Source organism: Celerinatantimonas marina (assembly GCF_046054165.1).
Classification (GTDB): Bacteria; Pseudomonadota; Gammaproteobacteria; order Enterobacterales; family Celerinatantimonadaceae; genus Celerinatantimonas.
This window is the reverse complement of record NZ_JBFNXK010000010.1, coordinates 65,807-89,416: the sequence shown is the minus strand read 5'-3', so window position 1 is coordinate 89,416 and position 23,610 is coordinate 65,807. Positions and strand designations below refer to the sequence as shown.

Genomic DNA, 23,610 nt, shown 5'->3' with positions numbered 1-23,610 from the left:
GACGGAACCTATCAAGTTAGCGGGATTCGCAACCAAGGTCAATTGCTAAACGGGGGGGAATCTTCCATAAGTAAGATATGATGTAAATATTTCACTAGTCATGATTTGAAATACAGAAGAAATCAAGGTGAATTAAAAGATTTTCTAGTGAGCTATGTTTTAAAACTTTTTATTTCTAAATTTTTTAATTGTTTGCAATAGACCCTAAGAGATTTTGATCCAATCTGGCACTGAAGGGGGATCTATTTCTTATAATCGCCTTGTTTGTCATCATTGAAAAGAGAGAACGTTGTGCAGCTTGACCATTATGTGCATATGCTCAGTAGTGAACTTAAATCGCGTTTTGGCGGTCGAGTCCGTAAGTTGACTATTGATGGGGCCTTTACCTGTCCGAATCGGGATGGCACGTTAGGAAAGGGCGGTTGTACATTTTGTAATGTAGATTCATTTGTCGATCGGGCACCATCGGCATCGATTCAGGAACAGTTGCAACAGCGTAAGGCCGAACTGAAACATCAGCATATTCGTTATTTGGCTTATTTTCAGGCCTATACCAGTACTTATGGCGAGTTTCAGCAGCTTAAGGCATTGTATCATCAGGCGTTAGCTCAGCCGGATGTCGTTGGCTTATGTGTCGGAACCCGGCCCGATTGTGTCAGTGATGAGATTTTGGCGCTGCTGAGTGATTATCAGATGCAGGGGAAAGAGGTTTGGTTGGAACTCGGATTACAGAGTGCGCATGATCGGACTCTGAAACGGATTAACCGGGGACATGATTTTCGCTGTTATCAGGACGCGGTACTCCGGGCTCATCGTTTTGGGATCAAAGTGTGTACTCATTTAATTCTGGGATTGCCTGGTGAGCATCAGGAGGCGTATCGGCAAACTTTATCCCGGGTGATCGATTGTGGTGTCGAAGGTTTAAAATTACACCCGTTGCATGTGGTGCAGGGAAGTACACTGGCCAAAGCGTGGAAGGCCGGACGATTACCTGTCATGACTCAGGCTGAATATGTTGTCGCCGCGTGTGATTTAATCCAAAGGACACCATATGAGGTGGTGTTCCACCGGGTGAGCGCGACCGCTCGTCCACCGACATTACTGGCTCCGGACTGGTGTCAGTTGCATTTTCCTCCCCTGACCGCAATAGCTAAGTATTTATCATTAACCGGAAGTCAGGGAAGCCGCTGTTTTTCCAGTTAAAGTATGAATACTTTTTCAGTCAAAATGGCTATTCACAATTGACGCTGAGTATGGAAAATAGACAAGGATCTCTTAGACGTCGGTAGATCGTTCATTAATGCTGAATATGGCATTGGCAGCCTGATTTTATGCTGCGGTGAGTAGACATTACTGCCGATGGTTTGGATGCACTAAGTGAGCAGTCACATCGACAGGATGTAATGAGATGGATCAGCTTGTATCTTTGGTTTTCCCCTATAAATGGTTACTGCTTTGCCTCGTTATCTGTATCATTTTGGCATGGATCGCTGTGGAGTATGTTCGCCATTCTTCCGCTATTGCCTTACAGGCATTTATGCAGCACTGTGTCAGTGCCATGTTTATCTATTCGGTGAAAGATAAACAAATTCTATTTGCCAACCCTTATGCTTCGGAATTACTGCCGATTGTTCGGAATGGCCTATTTTGGCAGTTTGTTCCCCGGGAAACGGGGCTTCATTTATCGTCGCTATTATCCAAGCATGCCGATCCGGAAAGTGGTGTCTTATGGACCTTACCCGGAAGTGCTGAATCTAAACAATTTAGAGTGTATGCCTGTCAGGGACGTTTTGGTGGGCATAAGGTCTGGTTTATTAGTGCCTTTGAAATGAGTGATTGGCTTGGTCAATTACAGCAAACCGAAAACCGATTACAGCATTTGACCAATGCGTTTAACTCGTTACCCAATTTTGTGTATTTCAAAGATATTCATGGGCGCTTGTTAGGATGTAATCAGGCCTGGGCTCAATTTCATGGATTGATTGCCAAAGATGTCGTGGGAAAATCACTCTCAGATATTTTTACCCGTCAGGAATTGCAGCAGGATTACCAGCAAACGGAGAAAGTTCTCTCTGGTGAAAACCAGCAATCACAGGAATGGATTGTGATGAGTGACGGACGGCGGCATTTGTTGGAAAGCCACAGTTATCCATTACTCGATTGCAATATTAAACCTGTTGGGGTGATGAATATTTCCACGGATGTGACGAACTGGCATCAGCTTAATCAAAAATTAGAACAAGAAAATCAACAGCGAGTGTCGACGGAACGGCAGTTAGAAAAACAGAATAATTTAATCCGCTCGGTGTTTAATGCGACTCCGGATCCCATTGGATTTTTTGATGATCAAGGGGCTTTTACTGGAGGTAACGAACCGTTTGCAGCCATGTTCGGACTGACGCAAAAGCAGCTTTTGGGACAAAATGTGCGCGATGTGCTGCCGGAAGAACAAGCGCAACAACATCTGCAGCAAAATAGTGAGATTATGAGTACCGGAAAACCGATTAGTTACGATGAACTGGTCTTTTTATCCGATATGACTCAGGTTTGGTATGAGATGCGCAAAGCGCCTTATCGAGATGAAAGCAGCGGTGAACGTGGCGTGATTCTGGTCGCCCGGGATGTCACTGAACGTAAACAGACACAGCAACAGTTAGCCGATGCCATTATGCAGCTTGAAGAGATGAGCTTTATGGACGGTTTAACGGATGTAGCCAATCGACGTAGTTTCGACGAACGGCTCTCGCAGTTATGGGCCACACATACCCGGGAACGCAAAGAGCTGGCTTTGATCTTAGTGGATATCGATAGCTTCAAACAATATAACGATAATTACGGTCATCAGAAAGGGGATGAGGCTTTGTCGCAGGTGGCTAAAGTGATCAAACAAACCGCGAGGCGAGGCGGCGATCTGGTGGCTCGGTACGGAGGAGAGGAATTTGCGGTTTTAATGCCCAATACCCATATCGAAGGGGCTGGGACGGTCGCTCAGCAGCTCTTAGATAATGTCCGAACGTTGAATATTCCCCATCAGTTTTCTAATGTGCGACCATATTTAACCATCAGTATTGGTGTCACTTGTGCGATCCCGACCGAAGGGAGCGATTATGGTGATCTGATTCGGGCGGCCGATATTAATTTATATCGGGCCAAACGCTGTCATCGGGATTGCTATGTTTCAGCCGAACTCAAAGTGTTAGCGGGATCGGAGATTTTTGAGAATAGTCGTTTTCAGGATCTTTGACGGCGGTTCGGCGAAGAGCTTTGGGTCCTGAGTCTTTTACTGGCATAATGACGATGTTATGTTACTACATGGTTTTATTCTCACCTTTTGATTCATGGATAGTTTGGTATGGATGACAATTTAATCGTCAAGCCGCTTCGAAATCTCGCCCATTATTATGTCCATCTGCTATCCCGGTTGGGGTTGTTTAAATTCACGTTAAGCCTTGCCAGTTTGATTGTCGTCGTTGCCTTGGCGATCCAGATGATTTTTACCTTTATGCTGACGGGGACCGTTTCGCAAGTGGATGTGATCCGTTCGGTGTTCTTTGGCCTCATCATCACACCTTGGGCGGTATTTTTTATGAGTGTGGTGGTGGATCAACTGGAAGAATCCAGACAGCGTTTGACCCGAATGATCCGTAAATTGGAAAAAATGCGAGCCCGAGATCTACAGCTCAATCAAAAGCTAAAAGAAAATATTGAACTGTTGAATACAGAGATCGGTGAACGGACGAAAGCGGAAGAAGCACTGCAGCAGACCATGCAGGAGCTGCGTCAGGAAGTTCGGCATCGACAGAAAGCTCAGAATGAACTTGAAGAGCGAAGCTCTTTGCTGCGAAGTTTTATCGATACGTCTCCGGATCTGGTGTTTTATCGGAGCGAAAACAGTGTGTTTTCTGGTTGTAACCGGGCGGTTGCTAAGCTGACTGGATTAAGTGAATCGGAAATGATCGGGTTGACGCCGGTTGAAATTTATCCAGAAGATGTGGCCAAGCTGGAGATAGAAACTGACCAAGAAGTATTCAGAACGGATCACGGGATGACCTATGCGCAGTGGCTCACGTATCCTGATGGACGCAAAGCTTATTTTGAGCTCCACAAGGTTCCTTTTTATGATAGTGATGGCAAGCGGTTGGGATTGCTGGGCTTTGGCCGAGATACCACCGAACGCAAGCATTATCAGGAAGAGTTAGAGCAGGCCAGCCGTGAAAAAACAGAATTTATTTCGACGTTGAGTCATGAATTGCGGACCCCATTAAACGGGGTGGTTGGATTGAGTCAAATTTTGTTGGATAGTCCACTCAATGCCGATCAGCGTCAGAAATTACAGACTATTTATATCAGTGCCGTAACTCTGGGAAATATTTTTAACGATATTATCGATCTGGATAAATTAGACCGGCGACGGTTTACCGTCACGAAAGCACCGATGGAGTTACCGACTTTTCTTAGTGACATTGAACACTTGTCCGTATTACAACTCCAGTCGCGCAATCTTGAGTTTTCAATGCACTGCTCGGAGCAGATCCCGCAGTGGGTCGATACCGATGCTACCCGGCTTCGGCAAATTTTATGGAATTTGACCAGTAATGCCGCCAAGTTCACGGAACAGGGACAGGTACAGATCCGCTTTTCGGTCGAACAGTGGCAGCAAGAGCATTGTGTGCTGGTGTTTGAAGTTGAAGATACGGGGATTGGTATCGCGCAAGCAGAACTGGATAAAATTTTTGCCATGTATTATCAGGTGGAAAATAGTAAACAGGCAACGGGAACCGGGATTGGATTGGCGGTTTCTCAGCAGTTTGTGCAGGCGTTGGGAGGAACGTTATCAGTTCGTAGTGAGGTTGGACAAGGAACTTGTTTTACATTGCGACTGCCCGTGACGATTTGTCAGGGTGATGAGCCGATTGAAGATGAAGATGAACTGCCTCCGCTGCATCTGTTGTTGGTTGAAGATGTGGAATTGAATATTCAGGTCGCGACCACCTTATTGGAAAATCAAGGGCATGAAATTAAAGTGGCTCGAACTGGTCAGGAAGCCTTGCAGTTGGTGGCTGAGAATGATGATTTTGATGTGCTCCTGTTGGATATTCAGCTGCCGGATATGACGGGATTAGAATTAGCGGATCAATTGCAGTTTCAGTTCAAGGATCAACTGCCGCCCATGGTGGCCTTAACGGCAAATGTCGTCAATAGTAAAGCGGATTACCAAAAGCATGGGATCGTGGATGTAATCCGCAAACCGTTGTCATTAACGGCGGTAAATCGGGTCTTTAACCAGCTTTTTAATGTGGTGCCCGTAACGGAGAACGAATCCGAAGCGGAGTTACCATTGATCTCAGAAGACGGAATATTAAATGAAACTTTTTTAAATGAGTTTTGTGGGGTTATTGGGACCAAAGGATTCCGTCAAAATATTAATTTGTTTGAACAGACGATTGATGAATATATTGGGATTTTGGCATCCAATTTAATGGCCCAGGATGACGATGGGATTGTCAGTGAAGCCCATAAAATTAAAGGGGCTGCCGGATCGGTTGGATTGGCGCGCATGCAACAACTAGCCAATCAGATGCAAAGCCCCGAGCTTCCGGCATGGCGAGAAAATCTAAATCGCTGGTTTAATCTGCTGAAAGATGCGCGAGATACGGATATCACAGCACTGCAACAGTGGCTCGATCACTACGACCAACAATAATAGTTTGGATTAGTGATAGAGTGACAACCAGATAGCGATCAGCGCCGGGCAGGCCAGTGAAAGTAGAAAGCCACTCACAATCGCAATTGGCACACAACGCTGCCCGCCATTTTTGGCAATGACCGGCAGTGTAAAGTCCATTGCTGTGGCACCACTGAAACCGATGGCCCCGGTGGCTGCTTTGGGCATGAGCAGTGGGATCAAAAATAAAGCCAGCATTTCCCGGAGCAGATCAATAAAGAAGGCGCTACTGCCCATGAGCGCGTTGACCTGACCGCTGATCAGGATCCCTGATAGGGAATACCAGCCAAAACCACTACTGAGTGCCAGAGCCAGTGGCGTTGGAATATCCAGAATTTGAGCCGCACACCATGCAGCCGGAAGTCCACTTAAAAAGACCACCAGAGCAATCAATATTCCCCGATAATCGAGTAATATCTGTCGCAGCGACAGATTGCTAGCCCGCAATTGCAGCCCAATGAGAAACAGTAATAACATCAGAGCCTGATCACTGAGTTTATCCTGATAGGCAAAATGCCATCCGCCCCAGACACCTAGCCCCAAGCCAAGTAAAACTAGCCCGACCAATTTGAATGAATCTTTTAATAATGCCGGTGAAAAACGGCTCCTCTGTTGGTTTGGAATATCGGTTGGAATTTTCAGCCAGCGGCGGCATAACCAAAATGCAGCCAGATTAAAGATCCCAAGTAATCCGATAAAGACCAGTGTGATGGTCGCTAAATGGGTTAAATTATCGGCTAAGTTATCGATAAATGCCAAGTTGTACCCCATCAGTAACAGGATGATATAAACCATTGCGCTCAAGGCTACATTGATTTTTTTTAGCCAGAATAGCGAGCGAATATGAAAGAGATATCCTAAAAATAAAGGGGCCAGAATAACTACGATATTGAATAGCATGACAACGGCACGTCCTTGGCTTGACAGATGAACAAAATAAAGAAGAATCCCGCAATATACGAGATTTTATTCCGGAGTGAAATCTAAAATCGCCACTTGATCGTGTATCTCGCTTCTTGCATGTCGTGCCATATGCATTTGTCGAAGATCAGCTATTATTCATTGGCTAATTTGATCCAACGATAATGAGCGCCTTGAGCACTATCACATACAGTTACGCCACGGGTCGCCAGAACATGTTGCTGATGTCGTTGCTGGATCTGATACTGAGCGGGTAATGGGACTCCAGAAGGTAATATGCCACTAAAAATGGCCTGCTGGCGCTGATTTAACAGCGGTTGCTTGGAGAGTGTTGATGTATAAGGTTGGGGCGCAATATTACTGAACAGCGCCAGAGATAGTCCGTTTAGCTGACCTAAAATGACCCAGATTTTTTGCGTCGATCCTACGTCTTGTTGAAAATCACCCAGATGATGAAATCGTTTTTTGTTCCACCACAGCAGGCTTTGCTGCCCCTGTTCTGCACGACTTGCCTGATGTTGCCAGTCACTTCCCAGTAATTGTGTCAGGCGAGCATTTTGCTGCGCTAGTGCCTTGGGAGCAAGCGATGGTATTAGGATCATGTCCGCTTGACGGATATGTTGTCTGAATGTTGGTCTATCGGCATCATTGACGGTAGGCGCATCCCATAGCAACAGTTCGATGGCTGAACTGGGACAATCCGAAAATTGTAGGTCGTTAAAGCTTAAAGCACTCGTTTTCACATCCGCGAGAGCGGATGCTGAAAAACTCACAAAGAGTGCGGTGATGAACCAGAGATAAAGCGAAACAAGTGCTTGATGAAATTTCATATCTGGAAAACTTATCCATGCAGCCATACCCGGGGCGTCAGCTTATCAGAGTTTGGATTCATATTCAGATCCTTTTCGGCACAATGGATGGCTGACTTGTCAGGGGGTAAAATAATTATAAAAGCTCAACAGCCCATCGGGAAAAAGCGCTATCGAAAATCTATCCTATCATTCGGGTTATCGGAGCGGATTCGGTCCGGGACGAAATGAATGGCGGCGACGACGAAATCCAGAGAAGAGGAGCCATTTAAGTAGTGAAACGATCACAGCTGCAATCAGCCCACAGCTCAATGCTGGGAGTGTGAGAGTAATGGCTGAGTGGTATTGTTTTAAGGTTGCCGAAATCAGATCGGGTTTAAGATAACGGATGACCGCCCAAACCTGAGCGAACAAATTGGATGAATCCAGGGCTACAACCGCCTTCTGTAGCTGAGTGTTTTGTTGATTTGTCTGCTCGATCAGTTGACCGGTTTGTCGGGCCGCAGCATCATCGCTGGCGAGCATCTGTTCGATAAATAGGTCTAAGGATGGCTGTTGTTGCTGCTGGGCCATTTGTTGAAATTGATCGAGCTGTTGCTGAGTAGCTTGGGCAAATCCTTCTAACCTCTGCTGATAAAGATCAATAAAATGAGGAAGTTGCATTGCGATTAAAAAGACAGCAATGAATAATAACCGATCGAACAAATTAGCCAGAAACTTCATAAAGACTCCATTAATAAGCGGCAACGGTGGTTACGGTTGCACGTTCCCGTGTGCAATCTCTGTCACTAACGTAACTATTTGAACATGCTAACGTTATTTATTCAAAATAAAAGTGATTTCAGCCTCTACTAAAGTGTATATAGCGAGTGATAAATCACATATTTTTTGTCGGGTTTATTTTGTATCACAGCCCAGTAAAATAGAACGAACTGTTGAGCAAGTAAGGCGTTATTGATGTCCCATTCATCTTTTCAGGTTGCTATTATCGGTGGCGGTGCTGCGGGAAGTATTGCGGCGTTGCGTTTGGCTGAATCCGGAGTGTCGGTTCATTTATTTGAACAGGGTCCGGAACTGGTCAATGGTCCCCCGTTTTGCCATTTGCATGCCGGTGGCTGCCTGTATCGTGAATTATCGGATCAACAATGCCTAACATTACTGGAGCAGTCGATTCAAACTGCGCGTAGCTTCCCCATGGCGATGCGCCCCAGACCCACCCTGATTGCCGTTCCGAAGCGAGACCAAGGGCAGGTTGATGAGATATTACCGCGCCTTAAACTATTGCGACACCGTTATCAGCAGCTCATTGAACAGGATCATGCGAATCAGGTTTTGGGCGCAAGTGAGGATTATTATCGGTTGTTCTCGCGGGAACAACTAGAGCAGATTGCGCAACGTGCCGTACCGGTTACGGCGAGTTCAGCGGAGGATTGGCTGGTCAATGCGGCGCAGCAACTGGACTTGGACCAGTTGAAATATCCGGTGCTATTAGTGCAAGAATATGGCATGAGTTTGTTTCGAGTGGCGGCGATGGTGACACTGGCCGCCGAGCGCTTGCCCTCGCTGTCAGTCCATTTAAACAGTGCTGTTAAACGGCTTCGGCAACAGGATGATTGCTGGCAGATCACATATCAACAGCAGCAACAAGCGCATGCTTTAAAAGTGGATTACGTCATTAATGCCGCCGGTTATCGTAGTGGCGAAATTGATGACTTAGTCGGTGCTTCGAAGCAGCGACTGGTGGAATTTAAAGCGGCCTATTTAGTGCATTGGCCACAAGCTCAGGGCCTGTGGCCGGAAATCGTGATTCATGGACAGCGGGGCACTAAACAGGGTATGGCGCAGCTCACTCCTTATGGGGAGGGGGTGTTTCAGTTACATGGGATGGCTCCCGGAATTACCTTATTTGAGCAAGGCATCGCTCAGAGTTCGCCCAATAGTGCTCAGCCCCGATTACCTGAACAGTTAGCAGCGTTAGCGGAAGGACGATGGCCTCAGGCTCTTATTGAGCAGCGTACGAGAGCCGCTATTGAGCATATTGCTGCGTTTATTCCCTCTTTTGAAGGGGCGGTATTAACGGCTCGGCCGTTATCGGGCGCCCAGCAAATTCCTGGGAGTGATTTGCAGCAACGGGTGAGTGGCGCTAGTTTTGTAGGCGAGCGCTATGCGCGTAGTGAAATCGTGAAGTTCTCTTCAGCATTGACCGCTGCCGATGATATTTTGCGGCAGTTACAGCAATATACGGATGTCGCGTTGCCTGTGGCCGGATCGCCATTGATGTATCCAGCGGCCGTTGAAATGGAACATCTCAATAGTACCGCTACGGATATTGTCGTGCATCGGCACTATCCTCAAGCCTTAGCGGCGGGTTATAAAAACAATCAGGAAGGGTCAACCGTCCATCAATAATAGTTATGATTCGGCCAGCGTTAATTGTTAATTGGATCACATTTTATGCGATCCTTCAGGGCATCTATGCACACATAATGAGCAAAAAGGGGCACGGTGTAGGCTGAAGTCACTTAATGTTGCAGTTGTTTGTTTTTTGTTTATTTGTTTTAAATAAAAAGTTACTGATTTGGTTTGTTCTTAATTTTATATTTTCCTGAAAATTACTTATTGATAAGTAAAAACTTTTTCTGTTCATCCCGCCGTACACTTCTAAGCAACACGAGTGAAGAATACATCATCACTTTGTCTGATCTTTATACAGTGGCATATCCATTGCTTTATTTGGTATTACGAAATGGAAGATTCGTAATACCTCTTTCTGTACATTGGATACATTTATGGAGAATCTAATGATGAAGCGTTTGGTGAGTACCTTATTACTAGCAATAGCGAGTTTAATGTTCACGACGGCCGCCGTTTCCGAACCCCTTAAAATTGGATACAGCGACTGGCCCGGATGGGTGACATGGGAAATCGCCATCGAAAAAAACATGTTTAAAAAAGTGGGCGTCGATGTTGATTTTGAATGGTTTGACTATGTCGCGAGTCTGGATGCATTCGCCAGTGGCCAATTGGATGCCGTCTCAGTAACCAATGGCGACGCGTTGGTGACAGGAGCGACCGGCGCTCAAAACGTGATGATCCTCATTAACGATTATTCCGATGGCAACGATATGGTAGTGGGTGCTCCGGGCATTACCTCCATTAAAGATTTAAAAGGTAAAAAAGTAGGGGTTGAAATTGGTTTTGTGGATCACCTGTTACTGCTCAAGGCATTAGAAAAAAATGGCATGAGCGAAAAAGATGTGGAACTAGTGAATGTTCCAACCAATGAAACCCCTCAGGTACTCGCATCCGGTCAGGTTGATGCCATCGGGGCATGGCAGCCCAGTTCCGGTCAGGCGCTCAGTTTGGTTCCCGGATCATCGCCTATTTTCACCTCAGCGGATGAACCGGGGCTCATTTATGATGTTCTGGCCGTATCCCCGACCAGCCTTGCTCAACACCGTGAAGAATGGGCCAAAGTGCTGAAAGTATGGGATATGGCAGTGGCTTACCTGAACGATCCGGCCACGCGAGATGACGCGATTTCGATTATGGCGGCCCGGGTGGGTCTCAGCCCTAAAGCGTATAAGAGCTTTCTTGCCGGAACCCATATCATGAATATTCAAGAAGCGCTGAAATACGCGAAAAAAGCCAAAGGATTCTCATCCATTTACGGCTCCAGTCAAATCTCAGATGACTTTAACGTAGCCAACAAGGTCTATGCGAAGCCGCAGCCCATCGATTCATATATCGATATGAGTTTAATGAAAGCTGTGAAATAAGCACAGAGGTGGTCTTTCGTGGCCACCTTTCGCTCGTTTCCTCATGGCGGTTGCCTTGGCATGATTGGCCATGAGGGAGTATCTGCAAAAACTGTGTAGGACCTAATTTATGTCGATTTTTGTGGTCAACAGACCTATGCCTCACCGGGTAAGGCTGCTGGTATCGCTGTTAAGTTTTGCATTGCCGATAGGCATCTGGTGCCTCGTGAGCTATGTGCCTTTTATTTGGCATCCTGAGGTTAAGATCTCATCTCCCGGCTCCGTGAGTTATTTTCGTCCGAATATGCTGGTCGATAAAAAAGTCTTTCAATTAGAGTCGTTAAAGGCAAAAAAAGCCGGGAAGGCTTTGCCGGAAGGACGTCCCGCTAATCCGGTTTATCTTCCGGCTCCCCATCAAGTCGCTCGGGCATTTTATACGGCGTTTACCACCGAACCTGTACGTCGGAGTGAAAAATGGCTCCATGAAAGCCTGTGGAGTAGTTTGCAGGTGATCTTCTGGGGGTTTGTTCTGTCGTCGGTCATTGGGATCCCCCTTGGCATTTTAGCGGGGACCTACGATTTTTTCTCCCGGCTATTTGAACCGTTTATCGAGTTTTTTCGTTATTTGCCCGCGCCTGCGTTTGGGGCTTTGGCGGTGGCGATTCTAGGCATCTATCAGGCACCGAAAATTGCCATTATTTTTATCGGTACTTTTTTTCAACAGGTCCTAGTGGTCGCCAATACCACTCGCAAACTGGACCCGGCACTGTTAGAAGCCGGGCAGACCTTAGGCACTACACCTCGCTCGCTCTTGTTTCGGATTGTGATCCCGGGAATTTTACCGGATCTGTATCGTGACACCCGAATTTTACTGGGCTGGGCATGGACCTATTTGATTGTCGCTGAGTTGATTGGCACTAGTTCCGGTATCACTTGGTTTATTACGCAACAAGCGCGATACAAGAACTTTGATAACGTGTTTGCGGCCATCATTATGATTGGCATTCTGGGTCTGACGACCGACCTGATTTTGGCCCGGATAGGGCGCCGTTTGTTCCCGTGGAAAAAAGTCCAATAGGAGATCCTGATGAGCGAGCAACTGGATTACCGGCGTCAGAGTGAAGCGGTCAAAGATCGCTTTGATCGCTTAAAACAACGTCCGGTGACATTAGAAGTAAAAGGGCTGACCAAACAGTTTCAGACCCATGATGGTCAACTCATCACCGCGTTAAATCAGATTGATCTCAAGGTTTACAAACGTGAATTCGTGTGTGTGATTGGGCCATCTGGCTGTGGTAAGTCGACCTTGATCCGCATTCTGGCCGGATTGGAATCGGCGACTTCCGGCGAAGTGCTTTTGGACGGAAAGCCGGTTTCGAAACCGGGTCCGGAGCGGGGCATGGTGTTTCAGGCTTATACCTTATTCCCGTGGCTCACGGTCAAACAGAACATCATGTTTGGACTGATTGAGAGCGGCCAGAGTAAATTCACGGCCGAAGCCGAAGCGCGTCAATGGGCGGAATTAATTGGCTTGGGTAAATTTGAAAATCATTATCCGGATCAGCTCTCCGGGGGAATGAAACAACGGGTCGCGATTGCTCGGGCTTTGGCGAATCAACCTAAGATCCTACTCATGGATGAACCGTTTGGGGCTTTAGATGCGCAAACTCGGGCTAGAATGCAGGCTTATCTGATGGAAATCTGGAAAAACATCGATGTTACCGTGTTTTTCATCACGCACGACTTAGATGAAGCGGTTTATTTAGCGGATCGGGTGTTGGTGTTAAAGGCCAACCCCGGAGAAGTTGAAGAGTTGATTGAAGTGCCGGTGCCTCAGCCCCGACATCCAGAACAAGCTCTATCGGATGAATTTTTAGCCACGAAGCTGCATATTGAACGGTTGATCCATCCTCCCGGGCAAGATGAAGAGGAACATCTGAATCTGGTCAATATGGTGAATATCGCTTCGGATGTCGGGAGTATTTTGTAATGTACGATTTACATCACATGACCTGGGAAGAAGTTGCCGAGGCGGTGCAAGCAGGCATAGATACTGCGCTGCTTCCTATCGGGGCAACTGAACAACATGGGCCCCATATGGGATGCGGAATGGATACGGCCATTGCGCATACGTTATGCTCTGATGCCGCCCGCCAAACGCCGGTTATATTGTTACCGACGTTACCTTATGGCTGTTCGATCGGGCATTCCAAACGCTGGCCCGGAACGCTGGCTCTCAATCCCAAAACGCTGATTGATGTGATCTCTGATCTCGGCGATTGGGTGCAATCGGCGGGGATTCGGCGACTGATTTTGGTCAATGGTCATGTCACCAATGAAGCTCCGCTACGGTGCGCTTTAGAAATACTGCGGGCCCGACACGATGGCTTTATGGTTGCCCTTTTGCATACTGCGCAATTAACGCCGCGAGTGAAATACGCTCATTTCAGCGATGCCGATGATTGGCATGCCAATGATGCTGAAACCGCGTTGATGATGGCGTTGCATCCGGAACTGGTACGCGAAGATAAACGAGCGAGTGCCGATGATCCAGACCGGACCCAAGATTGTATCTTCAGTCATCCCGTCAATCGAACCAGTCAAAATGGTGTCACCGGTTTTCCATCGCGTGCCACAACCGCGAAGGGCCGAGAGCTCTATCAGTGGATGCTGGATGATTTGACTGAGATTTTAATGAAAGCCAGTCAGGAGGAAGCTCCGTTAGCACAGAGTTATCACCAGCGGGTGCGCTCTGGTGAGCACGGCGCATAGCGGCCGCTTTTAGTGCAGCACCCATTCACTTCCCGGCGAAAATATGGGTAAAGATGCCTTATGCATCTGCGCTCGATGAAATTTTCGGCTAGCCGCCCTAACGGCTCAGCCGGGTCAATATCATTGGAAAAAGGAAAATGACATGATTGAGACCAAAACCGATGCAGAAATCACCGCAATCCAAACAGATCTGGGTGAAAAAGGCGTGAAATATTGCATGGGGACTTATGTGGATATTCACGGGATCCCGAAAGGGAAAATCGTCCCGCTTGATCATCTTCACGCGATGGCTCATGGCTCTGAACTGTATACCGGCTATGCATTGGATGGTTTGGGGCAAGCCCCGAATGACGATGAAATTGCCTCGGTGCCTGATCTAAACCAGATAATTCAGTTGCCCTGGCAACCTGAAATTGCCTGGATGCCAGCAGATAACACCTTGTATGGCGAACCTTATGCACTTAATACACGGGTTCTTCTAAAGAAGGTACTGGAACAGGCTAAAGCGATGGGGCTTGGCATGAACCTCGGTATTGAAGCGGAAGTGTTCCTGCTAAAAAAGAATGACGATGGGACATTAAGTACCGTCGATCCAGACGACAAACTGAAAAAGCCTTGTTATGACACACAGGCGTTTCTGAGTCATTTTAACTGGGTGGATCGGATGGCCAGCAGTATTCAAGACTTGGGATGGGGACTGTATTCCTTTGATCATGAAGATGCGAATGGTCAGTTTGAATTCGATTTTGATTACGCTGATGCATTGACGATGTGTGATCGTTTCACATTCCTTAAATTAATGGCCAAAGCTTATGCCAAAGAAGCCGGGTTGTTGGCAACGTTTATGCCAAAACCGTTTGCCAATAAGACCGGGAATGGGGCGCACTTTAATATGTCTTTATACGATTTGGCTTCGGGTGAGAACCTGTTTAAGGCTGATCGGGACGCGGATCCTTATGGATTGGGATTAACGAAACTGGGCTACCAGTTTATCGGAGGGATCTTGAAACATGGCCCGGCCTTATGTGCAGTATTCGCGCCGACGGTGAATTCTTATAAACGTCTGGTTCGTCAGGGGGATATGCCGTACTTTACCTGGGCTCCGGTATTTAACTCTTATGGCTCAAATAATCGGACTAATTCGGTACGCGTTCCGATGGGCGGAGGACGTTGTGAATCCCGCAATGCCGATGGTGCGGTTAACCCTTATCTGGCTGCTGCACTGGCGCTTGCCGCGGGGTTGGAGGGTATTCGTGAAGGGATCGATCCCGGCAAACCTCAGGAAGCCAACTTGTATGAAATGACCGAACAGCAACGTGAAGCATTGGGGATTGGCTTTTTACCAAGAACCTTGCAGGAAGCCATTCAGGCCTTTGCGGATGATCCATTCATTGAACAGGTTCTGGGCAAAGAGCTCAAAGATGAGTTTATTCGTTATAAGCAACAGGAATGGAATGAATACCATCTGAGTATCAGTGCCTGGGAAATTGAACGTTATAGTCACTTGTTTTAAGTAAAAGACGATGCGGCTCTGAGTCTATCAGAGCCGTTGGCGAGGGTGCTTGATCACGCTGATTTAAGGAGAGAAAACCTGCATGAGTAAAGACAAGCTGAGTCGCATTAGTGTTTCAATACCTGAAGCGCTTCTGGCTGGATTGGATCGCATGGTCGATGAGCGTGGGTTTGAAAGTCGTTCTCAGGCGATTTGTGACATGATCAGCCTTCAGCTTAATCAGCATAAAGCGCAGCAGGGAAGTGATGTGATGACCGGTACGGTCAATCTGGTGTATAACCATGCCACACCGGGACTTCATAAAAAGCTCCATGATCTGCAATACCAATTTATTGATGAAGTGATCTCCAGTTTGAATATCAATCTGACCCATACCAATACGCTTTCGGTGATATTGGTACAGGGGCCGGCGGATAAGCTCAATATGATTGCCGATAAAATGATTACCCTCAAAGGCGTTTTATATGGTCAATTGTTGCTAAATTCCTACATTATTCCACCGATTCATCCGCTACCTGAGAAACACTCCGACAGCCCCTAGTGGCTACATCATGAAATCTCTATTTTTACGAAATACCCATGTTACTCGGTGATCATTCGGGTATAGCGATCCAGTGTGGCTTGTTCTTGCTTTCGCCAATTTCGGGCGGCTTCGGATGACATGGGAGTCGCCGCTTGATAGGGAAACGCCGACTCTAAACAATCCACTCGCCATAGCCGCTGGATACGTCGACCATGATGAATGAGTTGTTGCGTGAGAAAATTGGCCTGAGAGGCAAGGGCAAATCCTTCCAGATCAAGATAGGTTCCATAGCGAGCAACGTCCAGACTCTGCTCTATTTGAAATTGGCCGTCCGGCTGGCGAAGCGCAATATGGGTCTCAAAATCAAGCAACCACGTTTGTTCGGTCGTTTCTGTTAGCTGGTGGTAGTGATGGCTTAAGGTCTCTCCCTGAGAGCATAATGCCTGTTCTCGATCTGGATCATCTCTGCCAATCACGATTCCGACATGTTGGCCATTCATGATGAGCGCCCCTTTTCGTTGGCGTGTCTGGCCTGACTCAAGATCGGTTTCACTGACTAATTCCAGACCAATAAGTGGGCCCGGTTGCAGTGTCAGGAGTCGCCAATCTTCGACATAGGCCCCACTGGGCGCAAATTCGACCATACAGTTGCCGATCCGTTTGAGTTGGGCCGGTTCGGGCCAACGGTCATGCAATTGATAGCTACAGCCGTTTTGCCAACTGAGCTGCTCATCTTGCCAAATTGTCTGTGCATACCAGCCTTCCAGATTGAGCGTGTCGGCGAGAGGAGCCTGAGCGTGTTGCTCTTCTGGTTTCGGCAATCGCAGATCAATCGTGAGATTGCGGCTTTGCAGCCAGAAGACCCGAGTGTCCGTATCGGTTACACCGTCTGCAAAACTGATACTACGCCGGCGAAATGCCCCGAGCATCCAGAGCGGAAGCGATGACGGAGAAGAAAGATGAGTGGTTTGTGCTAGTGCGCATAAATTCATGATGGATCTTCCGCTGGGTGGATATTGGTCTGGACATTTTTAAACTGCCCAAACGTTGCGATAGGTTTTGCACTCTGAGGCAGTGTGATATCACCGTCTTGCAGGCGTTTTTGCAGGTATTGAAACGTGTGAATCGTTTGGGAGTAAAGATGATCGCCACAGATAATGGGGCCATATTGATCAGCCTTATTACCGGGTAACGGAGGCAGAATCGGTTCAACACAGGTGTCATAATCTAAACTGCAAAATAATGGAAAGGAGTAGCGCTCCTGCTGTACTTTTCTAACCCGGTGCGACGTCGCGATAAACCGGCCATTAGAGAGCACCTCGAGCATGTCACCGATATTGACAACAAAGCAGTCCGGACGAAATGGTGCATCGATCCATTGTCCCTGTCCATTTAAGACCTCCAGGCCATCGGCAGTCGGTAATAAAAGTGTGAAACACTCATAATCCGTATGCGCACCGATACCTTCTTGAGCCTGTCGAGCTTGGGAATAAGGGTAGTGCACCATTCGTAACTGGCTGGGGGGCATTTGGGCTTGCTCGACAAACGTAGATTCCGGTAGACCCAGCGCGAGAGCAAAACCACGAAACAATAACTGGCCCAGCTGAAACGCTTGCTGATAATAATCGCTCACCGCTTCTCGAAACCCTACTAATTCGGGCCATTGGTTTTTGCCCAGCATTGGCCGAGCAAAACGCATATCGTTAAGTTCAAAACTAATATCGTAGGATTCTTTGTGGTCGGGAGGCGTTGTTTGTGGCGTTGTGGAATAGAATCGCTCTTCTCCTTCAGGGACGTAGCCACTATGGTTTGAAGAGTAGCCAATATAACTACGCATTTTTAATTCATGAGGTTGCATGAAAAATGTTTCAGCAGCCTGTTTTAAGTTGTCTATTGTTGAGGCCGGAACTTGATGACCGGTAATGTAAAGAAAACCGACCTGACTTGCGGCCGTTTTGATCTGCTCTGCAACTTTAAGCCGGTGTGATAAATCATCGGAATAAAGTAAAGAAATATCCACCACGGGAATATTCTGAAAGTTGCGATAAGAGGACGTATTCATGGTAGCTCCTGTAATCTGGCGATGTTGCTATGAGAGAGTTACCTGGCCGTCCAGAATGATATTGATTGATCTGATTGGATCAATCGCTCGGGTCGTCCCGATAAAAAAATCCTACCGAGTTCTATTTTGAAATTCAATCTTGATTTGAACAGAATGTAATCATATTCGTTTGAAATGCCTTACCCGATATTAATTGTGATTGAGATGTAAATTCATGATACAGCTAAATAGATGGATTGAGTGTTTCTAACACCCAATTAAAATATATTTTATATATTTCATGACTAGTCCTTACCATAAAAGTACTAATTAATTTCGAATTATCAACTAGATAAAAGGTACTATTGAGGAAGTTTTCAATAAATTTAATTGATAAGTATTAACACTATGATTAGGATAGTCTGATTCGATTTTGCATAGGTGTGATTGGCGGATGGCCGTGATCCATTCAGTACAACGAATGTTGCAGCTTTGTAAGCAACGTATCTTCACCTTACATTCAGACCGACTCTGTGACGGATGGCTCCGGATCTTTTTAGTGGGGGCAATTGCTTCCGTTACGCTTGGTTACGTCTTTAAATTGCTCAAATTTAATGATCTGACGTATCCATTCATTTCTGTATTGGCGCTGAGTGGGGGTGTAGTTTGTTTGAGTCGGAATCGTCGTCGTTGGTCTATTGTTCTGATTAGCCTTAGCTTATTAGTCCTTTTGGGCACGACTCTGTGGACTCATACGCTGGTCTCTTATTTTCAGCTTATGATTTCGGTGATTCTATGTTTACCATTACTCTGCATTTGTGTCGGATATCATCGGTTGGTTTACTGGATCATGGGCGTGAATCTCATTGCCTATCCCGTTATCTTTTTTACTTCACCGCTGTTAATGGGGCAATATTCTCAGCAATATCTGCTTCAATATTGGTTTGGAACTATCTTTTGTCTGATGTTGATTTTCCCGGTGTTTTTTGTTCAGCAGCAACAGATCTTAAGAAGACAAACCCGTCAAAATAAATATCATGCTTGGCACTGGCGGCAGAGTATCAAGCGTTGTCAGGAGCTGTTTTATCATAGTCGTGGTGTTGCTTTTTTATGTGACCCTGAAGGTGCGATCCTTCATTTTAATTCTCAGGCAAAACTCTTGCTTAAACAGGATCCTGCTATCGAACACCATATTTCAGAACTTTTCCAGCGAGTTCCCCGGGCTAGATTGTTTGCCCCGCATGGTCTTTCATTGCAATCTGTGAATACTGATTATCGCTTAAAAGTAGAAGCGCTGGAGCATCACAATGCGTTATTGGTGCAATGCTTTATGGCGGATAGTGAAGTTTTATCCGTATCTCAGGGGCGGAGCTATGCTGTAGACCCGGTCACCGGATTGAGTGATTATCACCAGTGGTTCAGTCAGTATGTACAGTTTCAGTCTCCTCAGAATATTCTGGCGGTAGTTAAGATTAATAATTTGCGTAATTTGAATATCCAGAAGGGGAATGAAGTTGGAGACTGGTTATTAAGACGAATAGCGAGACAATTACAGCTTCGTCTTGGGGACGATTTTTGTTGTTATCGTTTCACCGGCGCTAAAATTTTACTGATGGGGCCGCTGGCGGAAAATACAGAGCAGCAATGGGTTGATCAGTTGGCTGCTATTTTGGAGCAAGAACCTGGTCAGCCTTTACCGGATGGTGATCATATTTCGATACACTGGCAAGCTGGTTTAACGCATATGCGGGAAGATGCGACAGGTCTTGAATTGCTGGAAGAGTGTGATATTGCTCTGAATCAGAGTTTTCAGTATTTGCCTTGGGTGTGGTATCGCCCTCAGTATCGACGGGTTGCATTACAGCATAGTCAGCAGCAGGAGCTGATCTATGATGCGTTGAATCAAGGCCGGTTGAAGTTATTTTTACAGGCACAAACCTTAGCAGATGGTCGGATTGTAGGTTATGAATGTTTAGCCCGGTTATTTGATGTGAATGGTCGAATGATGTCGCCTGCTGAATTTATGCCGAGTGTTGAAGAATGTCAGTGGTATAGCATTCTGGCAAGGTTGGTTTTAGCCGAGGCTTCGCAATTGATTGACCAGTGGCCGAAAACGCTTGATCAAGATATTCCATTATCGATTAATCTGGCGGGGCCAGAATTACTAGATGATTCGTTTTATCAGAGTTTGATCCAAAGCTATCAACGATCGCCTTTACTATGCCGACGGTTGGCTATTGAACTGACTGAAACCTCGGTATGTTCACATCATACACAGACACAGCAGCGCTTAAATCAGTTAAGTCAGTTAGGGGTTTCTATTTTTATTGACGATTTTGGGACCGGTCATGCGTCTTTGGCTCAGCTTGTGAGTATCTCGGTTGAAGCTTTAAAAATTGATCGCTTTTTTGTTGAGCGGGTTATTGACTCTCAAAAACATGCCAGTATTATCCGTGCATCTGTGGAGCTTGCTCGTAGTTTGGGGTTAAAAGTTGTTGCCGAAGGTGTGGAAACCGTGGAGCAGCTTAATGTGTTGCGCTCTTTGGGATGTCAGACGTTTCAGGGATTTTTATTTAGCAAACCCACCCCGTTTAATCAGTTGTAACGCTGTTGCCGAGCTGTGATGTATCGGCTCATCTGTTTGATAGAAGTCTTATTCAACTTGAGCTCTTTTAGTGAGTGTACTATCTGAATTAGACCACCCCAGCTCAACAGGCCTTAATTATTTTTTATAGGTTATTCATGTCTACCGTTCCTCCTCATGCGATTGAGCGACTGTATCAACAGCGTTTGAAACAGAGTACCCGACCTTATCAGGCTCGAGGGTATCAGATTATTCGTTGCCCGCATTGCCATTTGGCTCAGAAATTTTGTCAGTGTCATTTGAAACAATCCGTGGTTTCAAATTGTGCTTTTTGCTTGATTATGTACGATTTTGAGGTTTTAAAACCGAGCAATAGTGCTGGATTAATTGCTGATATCATCCCGGATACCTATGGCTTTATCTGGTCTCGAATGCAGACCTCGACAGAATTACTGACCTTGTTGGCTAATCCTGAATACCAGCCGATCGTGATCTTCCCGACCCAGAATGCATTAGAATCACAGCCTCTGGCTACGGCCCATGATTTACAACCAACGGGGAAAAAGCCGCTATTTATTTTGCTGGATGGCACCTGGCGAGAAGCTCATAAAATGTATCGGAAAAGTCCGTGGTTGCATCATTTCCCATTGTTGTCATTTAATTTGGATAAAGCTCCCAGCGATTATAGTTTGCGCAAAGGAAGTTTGGGATTCCAGTTGGCAACGGCTGAAGTGGCTGCGTTGGCACTGGCAGCCGCAGGGGAGCAGGCTAATGCTGATGTATTATTAAGCTGGTTCGAAGTGTTCTGTGAAGCCAGTTTAATGGCAACCAGTAAGGATTCTGATTTTGTTCGAAGACCACTTGTGCAATTACAAAAAGCATATATGGATGCTCTTGAGCAAGCTGCAGGCGTGACACTGAGTGAACCTGTGGCCGATTTATAGGTATATCGCCTGATTATTGGAACGATGATGGTCGTTAACGATTTCGGGAGCGATGTTGCCGGGGATCGTTCAGTAAATATTGTTCCACTTCACTCACTGTTTGACGGACCTGCTCATTGAGCTCCTGATACTCATCTTCTCCAAAGTGAGAGAGCAGATCGACGTCAAAACAGATATATCGGGAAGGGAGTCGGTTCAGACTAATGCAAACCAGATCATCAATAAAATCAGTTGAATAATGTTCATGCAAATGACGAGAAATGATTACATCATCCACGAGGTTTTCCATCGCATTATGAACGTATTCTGAAACTTGCATGATGGCCTCCCTGACATTGAGGTTACGTCGCTTACAGTAAAGCTTCTCGGTATAAATCGCTATACAGTCTCGCGGCGTGCTGCCAGCTAAAATGTTGCTGCATGGCCCGATACTGCATCTGTTGCATCTGTTCGGGGTCTTCTAGATAGAGTAGCAGAGCACGGCGTAGAATGTTGAGAAGGTCTCCCGATTCTGGCTGATAAAAAATAAATCCATTGGCTTGTGATGGGTCGGCATCGTAATCTCGAACCGTATCTTTTAATCCCCCCACGCCCCGGACAATCGGCAATGTTGCATAAGCGAGGCTATACATCTGGTTTAATCCGCAAGGTTCAAATAGCGATGGCATCAAGAAAAAGTCGGCTCCGGCTTCGACAAGGTGGGCTAGTTTATTATCGTAGGCATTGATAAACACTAGTTTATCGCTAAAGCGCGCTTGTAAGGCCATGAGTTGTTCGGCAATTCGACTGTCACCGGTTCCGACAATGATGACCTGAACATGATGATGTAAAAACTGTTCCAGTGCCGGCAGTAATAGATAAAATCCTTTTTGTTCGGTGAGGCGGCAGACCATGCCGAAAATGGGGCGCTGTTGTATTACCGGTAGATTGACTGCTTGCTGCAGGGCCTGCTTACATTGGCTTTTCCCAGTTAAATCATCAACCTGATAATGGCTGGGAAGAAGAGGATCGGTCGCCGGATTCCAGTCGTTATAATCACAACCATTGATGATCCCAACTAAATCATTCTGGCGTTGCTGAAAAAACTCATGAAGCCCGTGAGCCCCCAGTCGGGTTAATAGTTCCTGAGCGTAGTTCGGGCTGACCGCAGTAATTTTATCCGCATAACGAATACCACTTTTTAGCATATTGATACATTGGTAACCATCTAATAAGCGATCCGTTAATGGCGCAATAATGTCTTGTCCCAAAAAACTGAATTGTTGATGTTCGAATATGCCTTGGAATACGGCATTGTGAATCGTTAATACGGTTTTTACGCGATGTAACCGAGGGTGCTCGGCGTAACGAGTTTTAAGTAAGTAAGGGACCAGCCCGGTATGCCAATCATTACAATGAATAATATCCAGATCGAGATCTAAAGCTGCGCTACACGCTAACGCTGCGGCACTAAAAAAAGCAAATCGTTCGCCATTATCGGGATAGCCGTATTCGCCCTCGCTGTAAAGCTGAGGTCGATCAAAGTAGTTGTTCTGTTCCAAACAATACACATTGATTTCCCCGATTTTTAATAATAATACGGGGACCCGCAAGGCTGCTCCATGTGCATTTTCAACATAAATATCAGTGATGTACTGGACCTCATCGTGTCGGGCCATGGTGCGGTAGTATGGCATCATCAGTGTCACCTGATGGCCTTGTTGCTGAAGGGCTAACGGTAGAGACTTAGCTACATCGGCTAATCCACCGGTTTTGACCAGACTTTCTATTTCTGATGAGACAAACAAAATTTTTAGTGGGTTGTCCACGCAGATGCTCCTTACGATCAGATGACTCTCTCCATCGAATCGGGATCTTATGAGATGGAGTAACTGATTTCATTAACAAAAAGAATAGAGCGAATCGCACTGAAAAGATAGATATTCAGATAACAGCAGAGAACGGACCATTCTTAAGTAGCGAAATTTATTCAAAATAGAACGATTGGAAGTATTAAAAATGGCACATTTAAATGAACTTT

At 46.2% G+C, this 23,610-nt stretch carries 19 protein-coding genes; 12 read left to right on the top strand and 7 right to left on the bottom strand.

The features are described from left to right. The first annotated feature begins 291 nt into the window (after window positions 1–291). The 3 genes from mnmL to arcB all read left to right on the top strand — a co-directional run bounded on the left by mnmL (window position 292) and on the right by arcB (window position 5,704). Window positions 292–1,203 (top strand): tRNA modification radical SAM protein MnmL/YtqA, encoded by a 912-nt coding sequence (gene mnmL, locus ABUE20_RS12185; protein ID WP_408620211.1) that lies wholly within the window; start codon window positions 292–294, stop codon window positions 1,201–1,203. Between the two features lie 205 nt (window positions 1,204–1,408). After that, window positions 1,409–3,244 carry a sensor domain-containing diguanylate cyclase gene (locus ABUE20_RS12180; protein ID WP_408620210.1) on the top strand — a complete coding sequence of 612 codons (1,836 nt, stop codon included), beginning with the start codon at window positions 1,409–1,411 and terminating at the stop codon, window positions 3,242–3,244. A gap of 108 nt (window positions 3,245–3,352) precedes the next feature. Next, window positions 3,353–5,704, top strand: coding sequence for an aerobic respiration two-component sensor histidine kinase ArcB (arcB, locus tag ABUE20_RS12175; protein WP_408620209.1), 2,352 nt, complete (start codon window positions 3,353–3,355; stop codon window positions 5,702–5,704). A 9-nt stretch (window positions 5,705–5,713) separates the two neighbouring features. On the opposite strand, the gene ABUE20_RS12170 is transcribed toward arcB, so the two are convergent. The 3 genes from ABUE20_RS12170 to ABUE20_RS12160 form a co-directional block, all read right to left on the bottom strand. Then, window positions 5,714–6,625 carry a LysO family transporter gene (locus tag ABUE20_RS12170; RefSeq protein WP_408620208.1) on the bottom strand — a complete coding sequence of 304 codons (912 nt, stop codon included), beginning with the start codon at window positions 6,623–6,625 and terminating at the stop codon, window positions 5,714–5,716. Between the two features lie 155 nt (window positions 6,626–6,780). Further along, entirely contained in the window at window positions 6,781–7,476 is a 696-nt protein-coding gene (locus ABUE20_RS12165; RefSeq protein WP_408620207.1) for a hypothetical protein, read from the bottom strand. Between the two features lie 177 nt (window positions 7,477–7,653). Beyond that, window positions 7,654–8,178, bottom strand: a complete 525-nt coding sequence (locus tag ABUE20_RS12160; protein WP_408620206.1) for a DUF2937 family protein — start codon at window positions 8,176–8,178, stop codon at window positions 7,654–7,656. A gap of 234 nt (window positions 8,179–8,412) precedes the next feature. On the opposite strand from ABUE20_RS12160, the gene ABUE20_RS12155 reads away from it, so the two are divergent. The 7 genes from ABUE20_RS12155 to nikR all read left to right on the top strand — a co-directional run bounded on the left by ABUE20_RS12155 (window position 8,413) and on the right by nikR (window position 16,039). Beyond that, complete coding sequence (locus ABUE20_RS12155; RefSeq protein ID WP_408620204.1) at window positions 8,413–9,864, top strand: FAD-dependent oxidoreductase; 1,452 nt, start codon at window positions 8,413–8,415, stop codon at window positions 9,862–9,864. A 392-nt stretch (window positions 9,865–10,256) separates the two neighbouring features. Beyond that, window positions 10,257–11,234: an ABC transporter substrate-binding protein gene (locus tag ABUE20_RS12150; RefSeq protein WP_408620203.1), complete on the top strand. Its 978-nt coding sequence runs from the start codon at window positions 10,257–10,259 to the stop codon at window positions 11,232–11,234. 136 nt (window positions 11,235–11,370) lie between these two features. Next, window positions 11,371–12,291 (top strand): ABC transporter permease, encoded by a 921-nt coding sequence (locus tag ABUE20_RS12145; RefSeq protein ID WP_408620267.1) that lies wholly within the window; start codon window positions 11,371–11,373, stop codon window positions 12,289–12,291. Between the two features lie 9 nt (window positions 12,292–12,300). Continuing rightward, window positions 12,301–13,203 (top strand): ABC transporter ATP-binding protein, encoded by a 903-nt coding sequence (locus ABUE20_RS12140; protein ID WP_408620202.1) that lies wholly within the window; start codon window positions 12,301–12,303, stop codon window positions 13,201–13,203. Beyond that, complete coding sequence (locus ABUE20_RS12135; RefSeq protein ID WP_408620201.1) at window positions 13,203–13,985, top strand: creatininase family protein; 783 nt, start codon at window positions 13,203–13,205, stop codon at window positions 13,983–13,985. Before ABUE20_RS12140 ends, ABUE20_RS12135 begins: the two co-directional genes overlap by 1 nt. A gap of 142 nt (window positions 13,986–14,127) precedes the next feature. Then, on the top strand, window positions 14,128–15,498 hold the full coding sequence (gene glnT / locus ABUE20_RS12130) for a type III glutamate--ammonia ligase (RefSeq protein ID WP_408620200.1): 1,371 nt from the start codon (window positions 14,128–14,130) through the stop codon (window positions 15,496–15,498). A gap of 82 nt (window positions 15,499–15,580) precedes the next feature. Further along, window positions 15,581–16,039 (top strand): nickel-responsive transcriptional regulator NikR, encoded by a 459-nt coding sequence (nikR, locus tag ABUE20_RS12125; protein WP_408620199.1) that lies wholly within the window; start codon window positions 15,581–15,583, stop codon window positions 16,037–16,039. A 41-nt stretch (window positions 16,040–16,080) separates the two neighbouring features. On the opposite strand, the gene ABUE20_RS12120 is transcribed toward nikR, so the two are convergent. Together ABUE20_RS12120 and ABUE20_RS12115 are read right to left on the bottom strand one after the other, a co-directional pair. Beyond that, complete coding sequence (locus ABUE20_RS12120; RefSeq protein ID WP_408620198.1) at window positions 16,081–17,013, bottom strand: hypothetical protein; 933 nt, start codon at window positions 17,011–17,013, stop codon at window positions 16,081–16,083. Next, complete coding sequence (locus ABUE20_RS12115) at window positions 17,010–18,083, bottom strand: isopenicillin N synthase family dioxygenase (protein WP_408620197.1); 1,074 nt, start codon at window positions 18,081–18,083, stop codon at window positions 17,010–17,012. The genes ABUE20_RS12120 and ABUE20_RS12115 overlap by 4 nt, the downstream gene beginning before the upstream one ends. A gap of 433 nt (window positions 18,084–18,516) precedes the next feature. Here ABUE20_RS12115 and ABUE20_RS12110 point away from each other — a divergent pair, with 433 nt between their 5' ends. Beyond that, window positions 18,517–20,667: an EAL domain-containing protein gene (locus tag ABUE20_RS12110; RefSeq protein WP_408620196.1), complete on the top strand. Its 2,151-nt coding sequence runs from the start codon at window positions 18,517–18,519 to the stop codon at window positions 20,665–20,667. A gap of 137 nt (window positions 20,668–20,804) precedes the next feature. Continuing rightward, on the top strand, window positions 20,805–21,590 hold the full coding sequence (locus ABUE20_RS12105; protein ID WP_408620195.1) for a tRNA-uridine aminocarboxypropyltransferase: 786 nt from the start codon (window positions 20,805–20,807) through the stop codon (window positions 21,588–21,590). A gap of 34 nt (window positions 21,591–21,624) precedes the next feature. Here ABUE20_RS12105 and ABUE20_RS12100 read toward each other — a convergent pair whose 3' ends face one another. Both ABUE20_RS12100 and glgA read right to left on the bottom strand, forming a co-directional pair. Next, window positions 21,625–21,909, bottom strand: a complete 285-nt coding sequence (locus ABUE20_RS12100) for a late competence development ComFB family protein (protein WP_408620194.1) — start codon at window positions 21,907–21,909, stop codon at window positions 21,625–21,627. 31 nt (window positions 21,910–21,940) lie between these two features. Further along, complete coding sequence (gene glgA / locus ABUE20_RS12095) at window positions 21,941–23,398, bottom strand: glycogen synthase GlgA (protein ID WP_408620193.1); 1,458 nt, start codon at window positions 23,396–23,398, stop codon at window positions 21,941–21,943. Window positions 23,399–23,610 lie beyond the last annotated feature (212 nt).

Bases quoted from the DNA above. Each gene is read 5' to 3' on its own strand.
- ABUE20_RS12180 (WP_408620210.1), top strand. From the start codon at position 1,409: ATGGATCAGCTTGTATCTTTGGTTTTCCCCTATAAATGGTTACTGCTT.
- arcB (WP_408620209.1), top strand. From the start codon at position 3,353: ATGGATGACAATTTAATCGTCAAGCCGCTTCGAAATCTCGCCCATTAT.
- ABUE20_RS12170 (WP_408620208.1), bottom strand. From the start codon at position 6,625: ATGCTATTCAATATCGTAGTTATTCTGGCCCCTTTATTTTTAGGATAT.
- ABUE20_RS12165 (WP_408620207.1), bottom strand. From the start codon at position 7,476: ATGAAATTTCATCAAGCACTTGTTTCGCTTTATCTCTGGTTCATCACC.
- ABUE20_RS12160 (WP_408620206.1), bottom strand. From the start codon at position 8,178: ATGAAGTTTCTGGCTAATTTGTTCGATCGGTTATTATTCATTGCTGTC.
- ABUE20_RS12155 (WP_408620204.1), top strand. From the start codon at position 8,413: ATGTCCCATTCATCTTTTCAGGTTGCTATTATCGGTGGCGGTGCTGCG.
- ABUE20_RS12150 (WP_408620203.1), top strand. From the start codon at position 10,257: ATGATGAAGCGTTTGGTGAGTACCTTATTACTAGCAATAGCGAGTTTA.
- ABUE20_RS12145 (WP_408620267.1), top strand. From the start codon at position 11,371: ATGCCTCACCGGGTAAGGCTGCTGGTATCGCTGTTAAGTTTTGCATTG.
- ABUE20_RS12140 (WP_408620202.1), top strand. From the start codon at position 12,301: ATGAGCGAGCAACTGGATTACCGGCGTCAGAGTGAAGCGGTCAAAGAT.
- ABUE20_RS12135 (WP_408620201.1), top strand. From the start codon at position 13,203: ATGTACGATTTACATCACATGACCTGGGAAGAAGTTGCCGAGGCGGTG.
- glnT (WP_408620200.1), top strand. From the start codon at position 14,128: ATGATTGAGACCAAAACCGATGCAGAAATCACCGCAATCCAAACAGAT.
- nikR (WP_408620199.1), top strand. From the start codon at position 15,581: ATGAGTAAAGACAAGCTGAGTCGCATTAGTGTTTCAATACCTGAAGCG.
- ABUE20_RS12120 (WP_408620198.1), bottom strand. From the start codon at position 17,013: ATGAATTTATGCGCACTAGCACAAACCACTCATCTTTCTTCTCCGTCA.
- ABUE20_RS12115 (WP_408620197.1), bottom strand. From the start codon at position 18,083: ATGAATACGTCCTCTTATCGCAACTTTCAGAATATTCCCGTGGTGGAT.
- ABUE20_RS12110 (WP_408620196.1), top strand. From the start codon at position 18,517: ATGGCCGTGATCCATTCAGTACAACGAATGTTGCAGCTTTGTAAGCAA.
- ABUE20_RS12105 (WP_408620195.1), top strand. From the start codon at position 20,805: ATGTCTACCGTTCCTCCTCATGCGATTGAGCGACTGTATCAACAGCGT.
- ABUE20_RS12100 (WP_408620194.1), bottom strand. From the start codon at position 21,909: ATGCAAGTTTCAGAATACGTTCATAATGCGATGGAAAACCTCGTGGAT.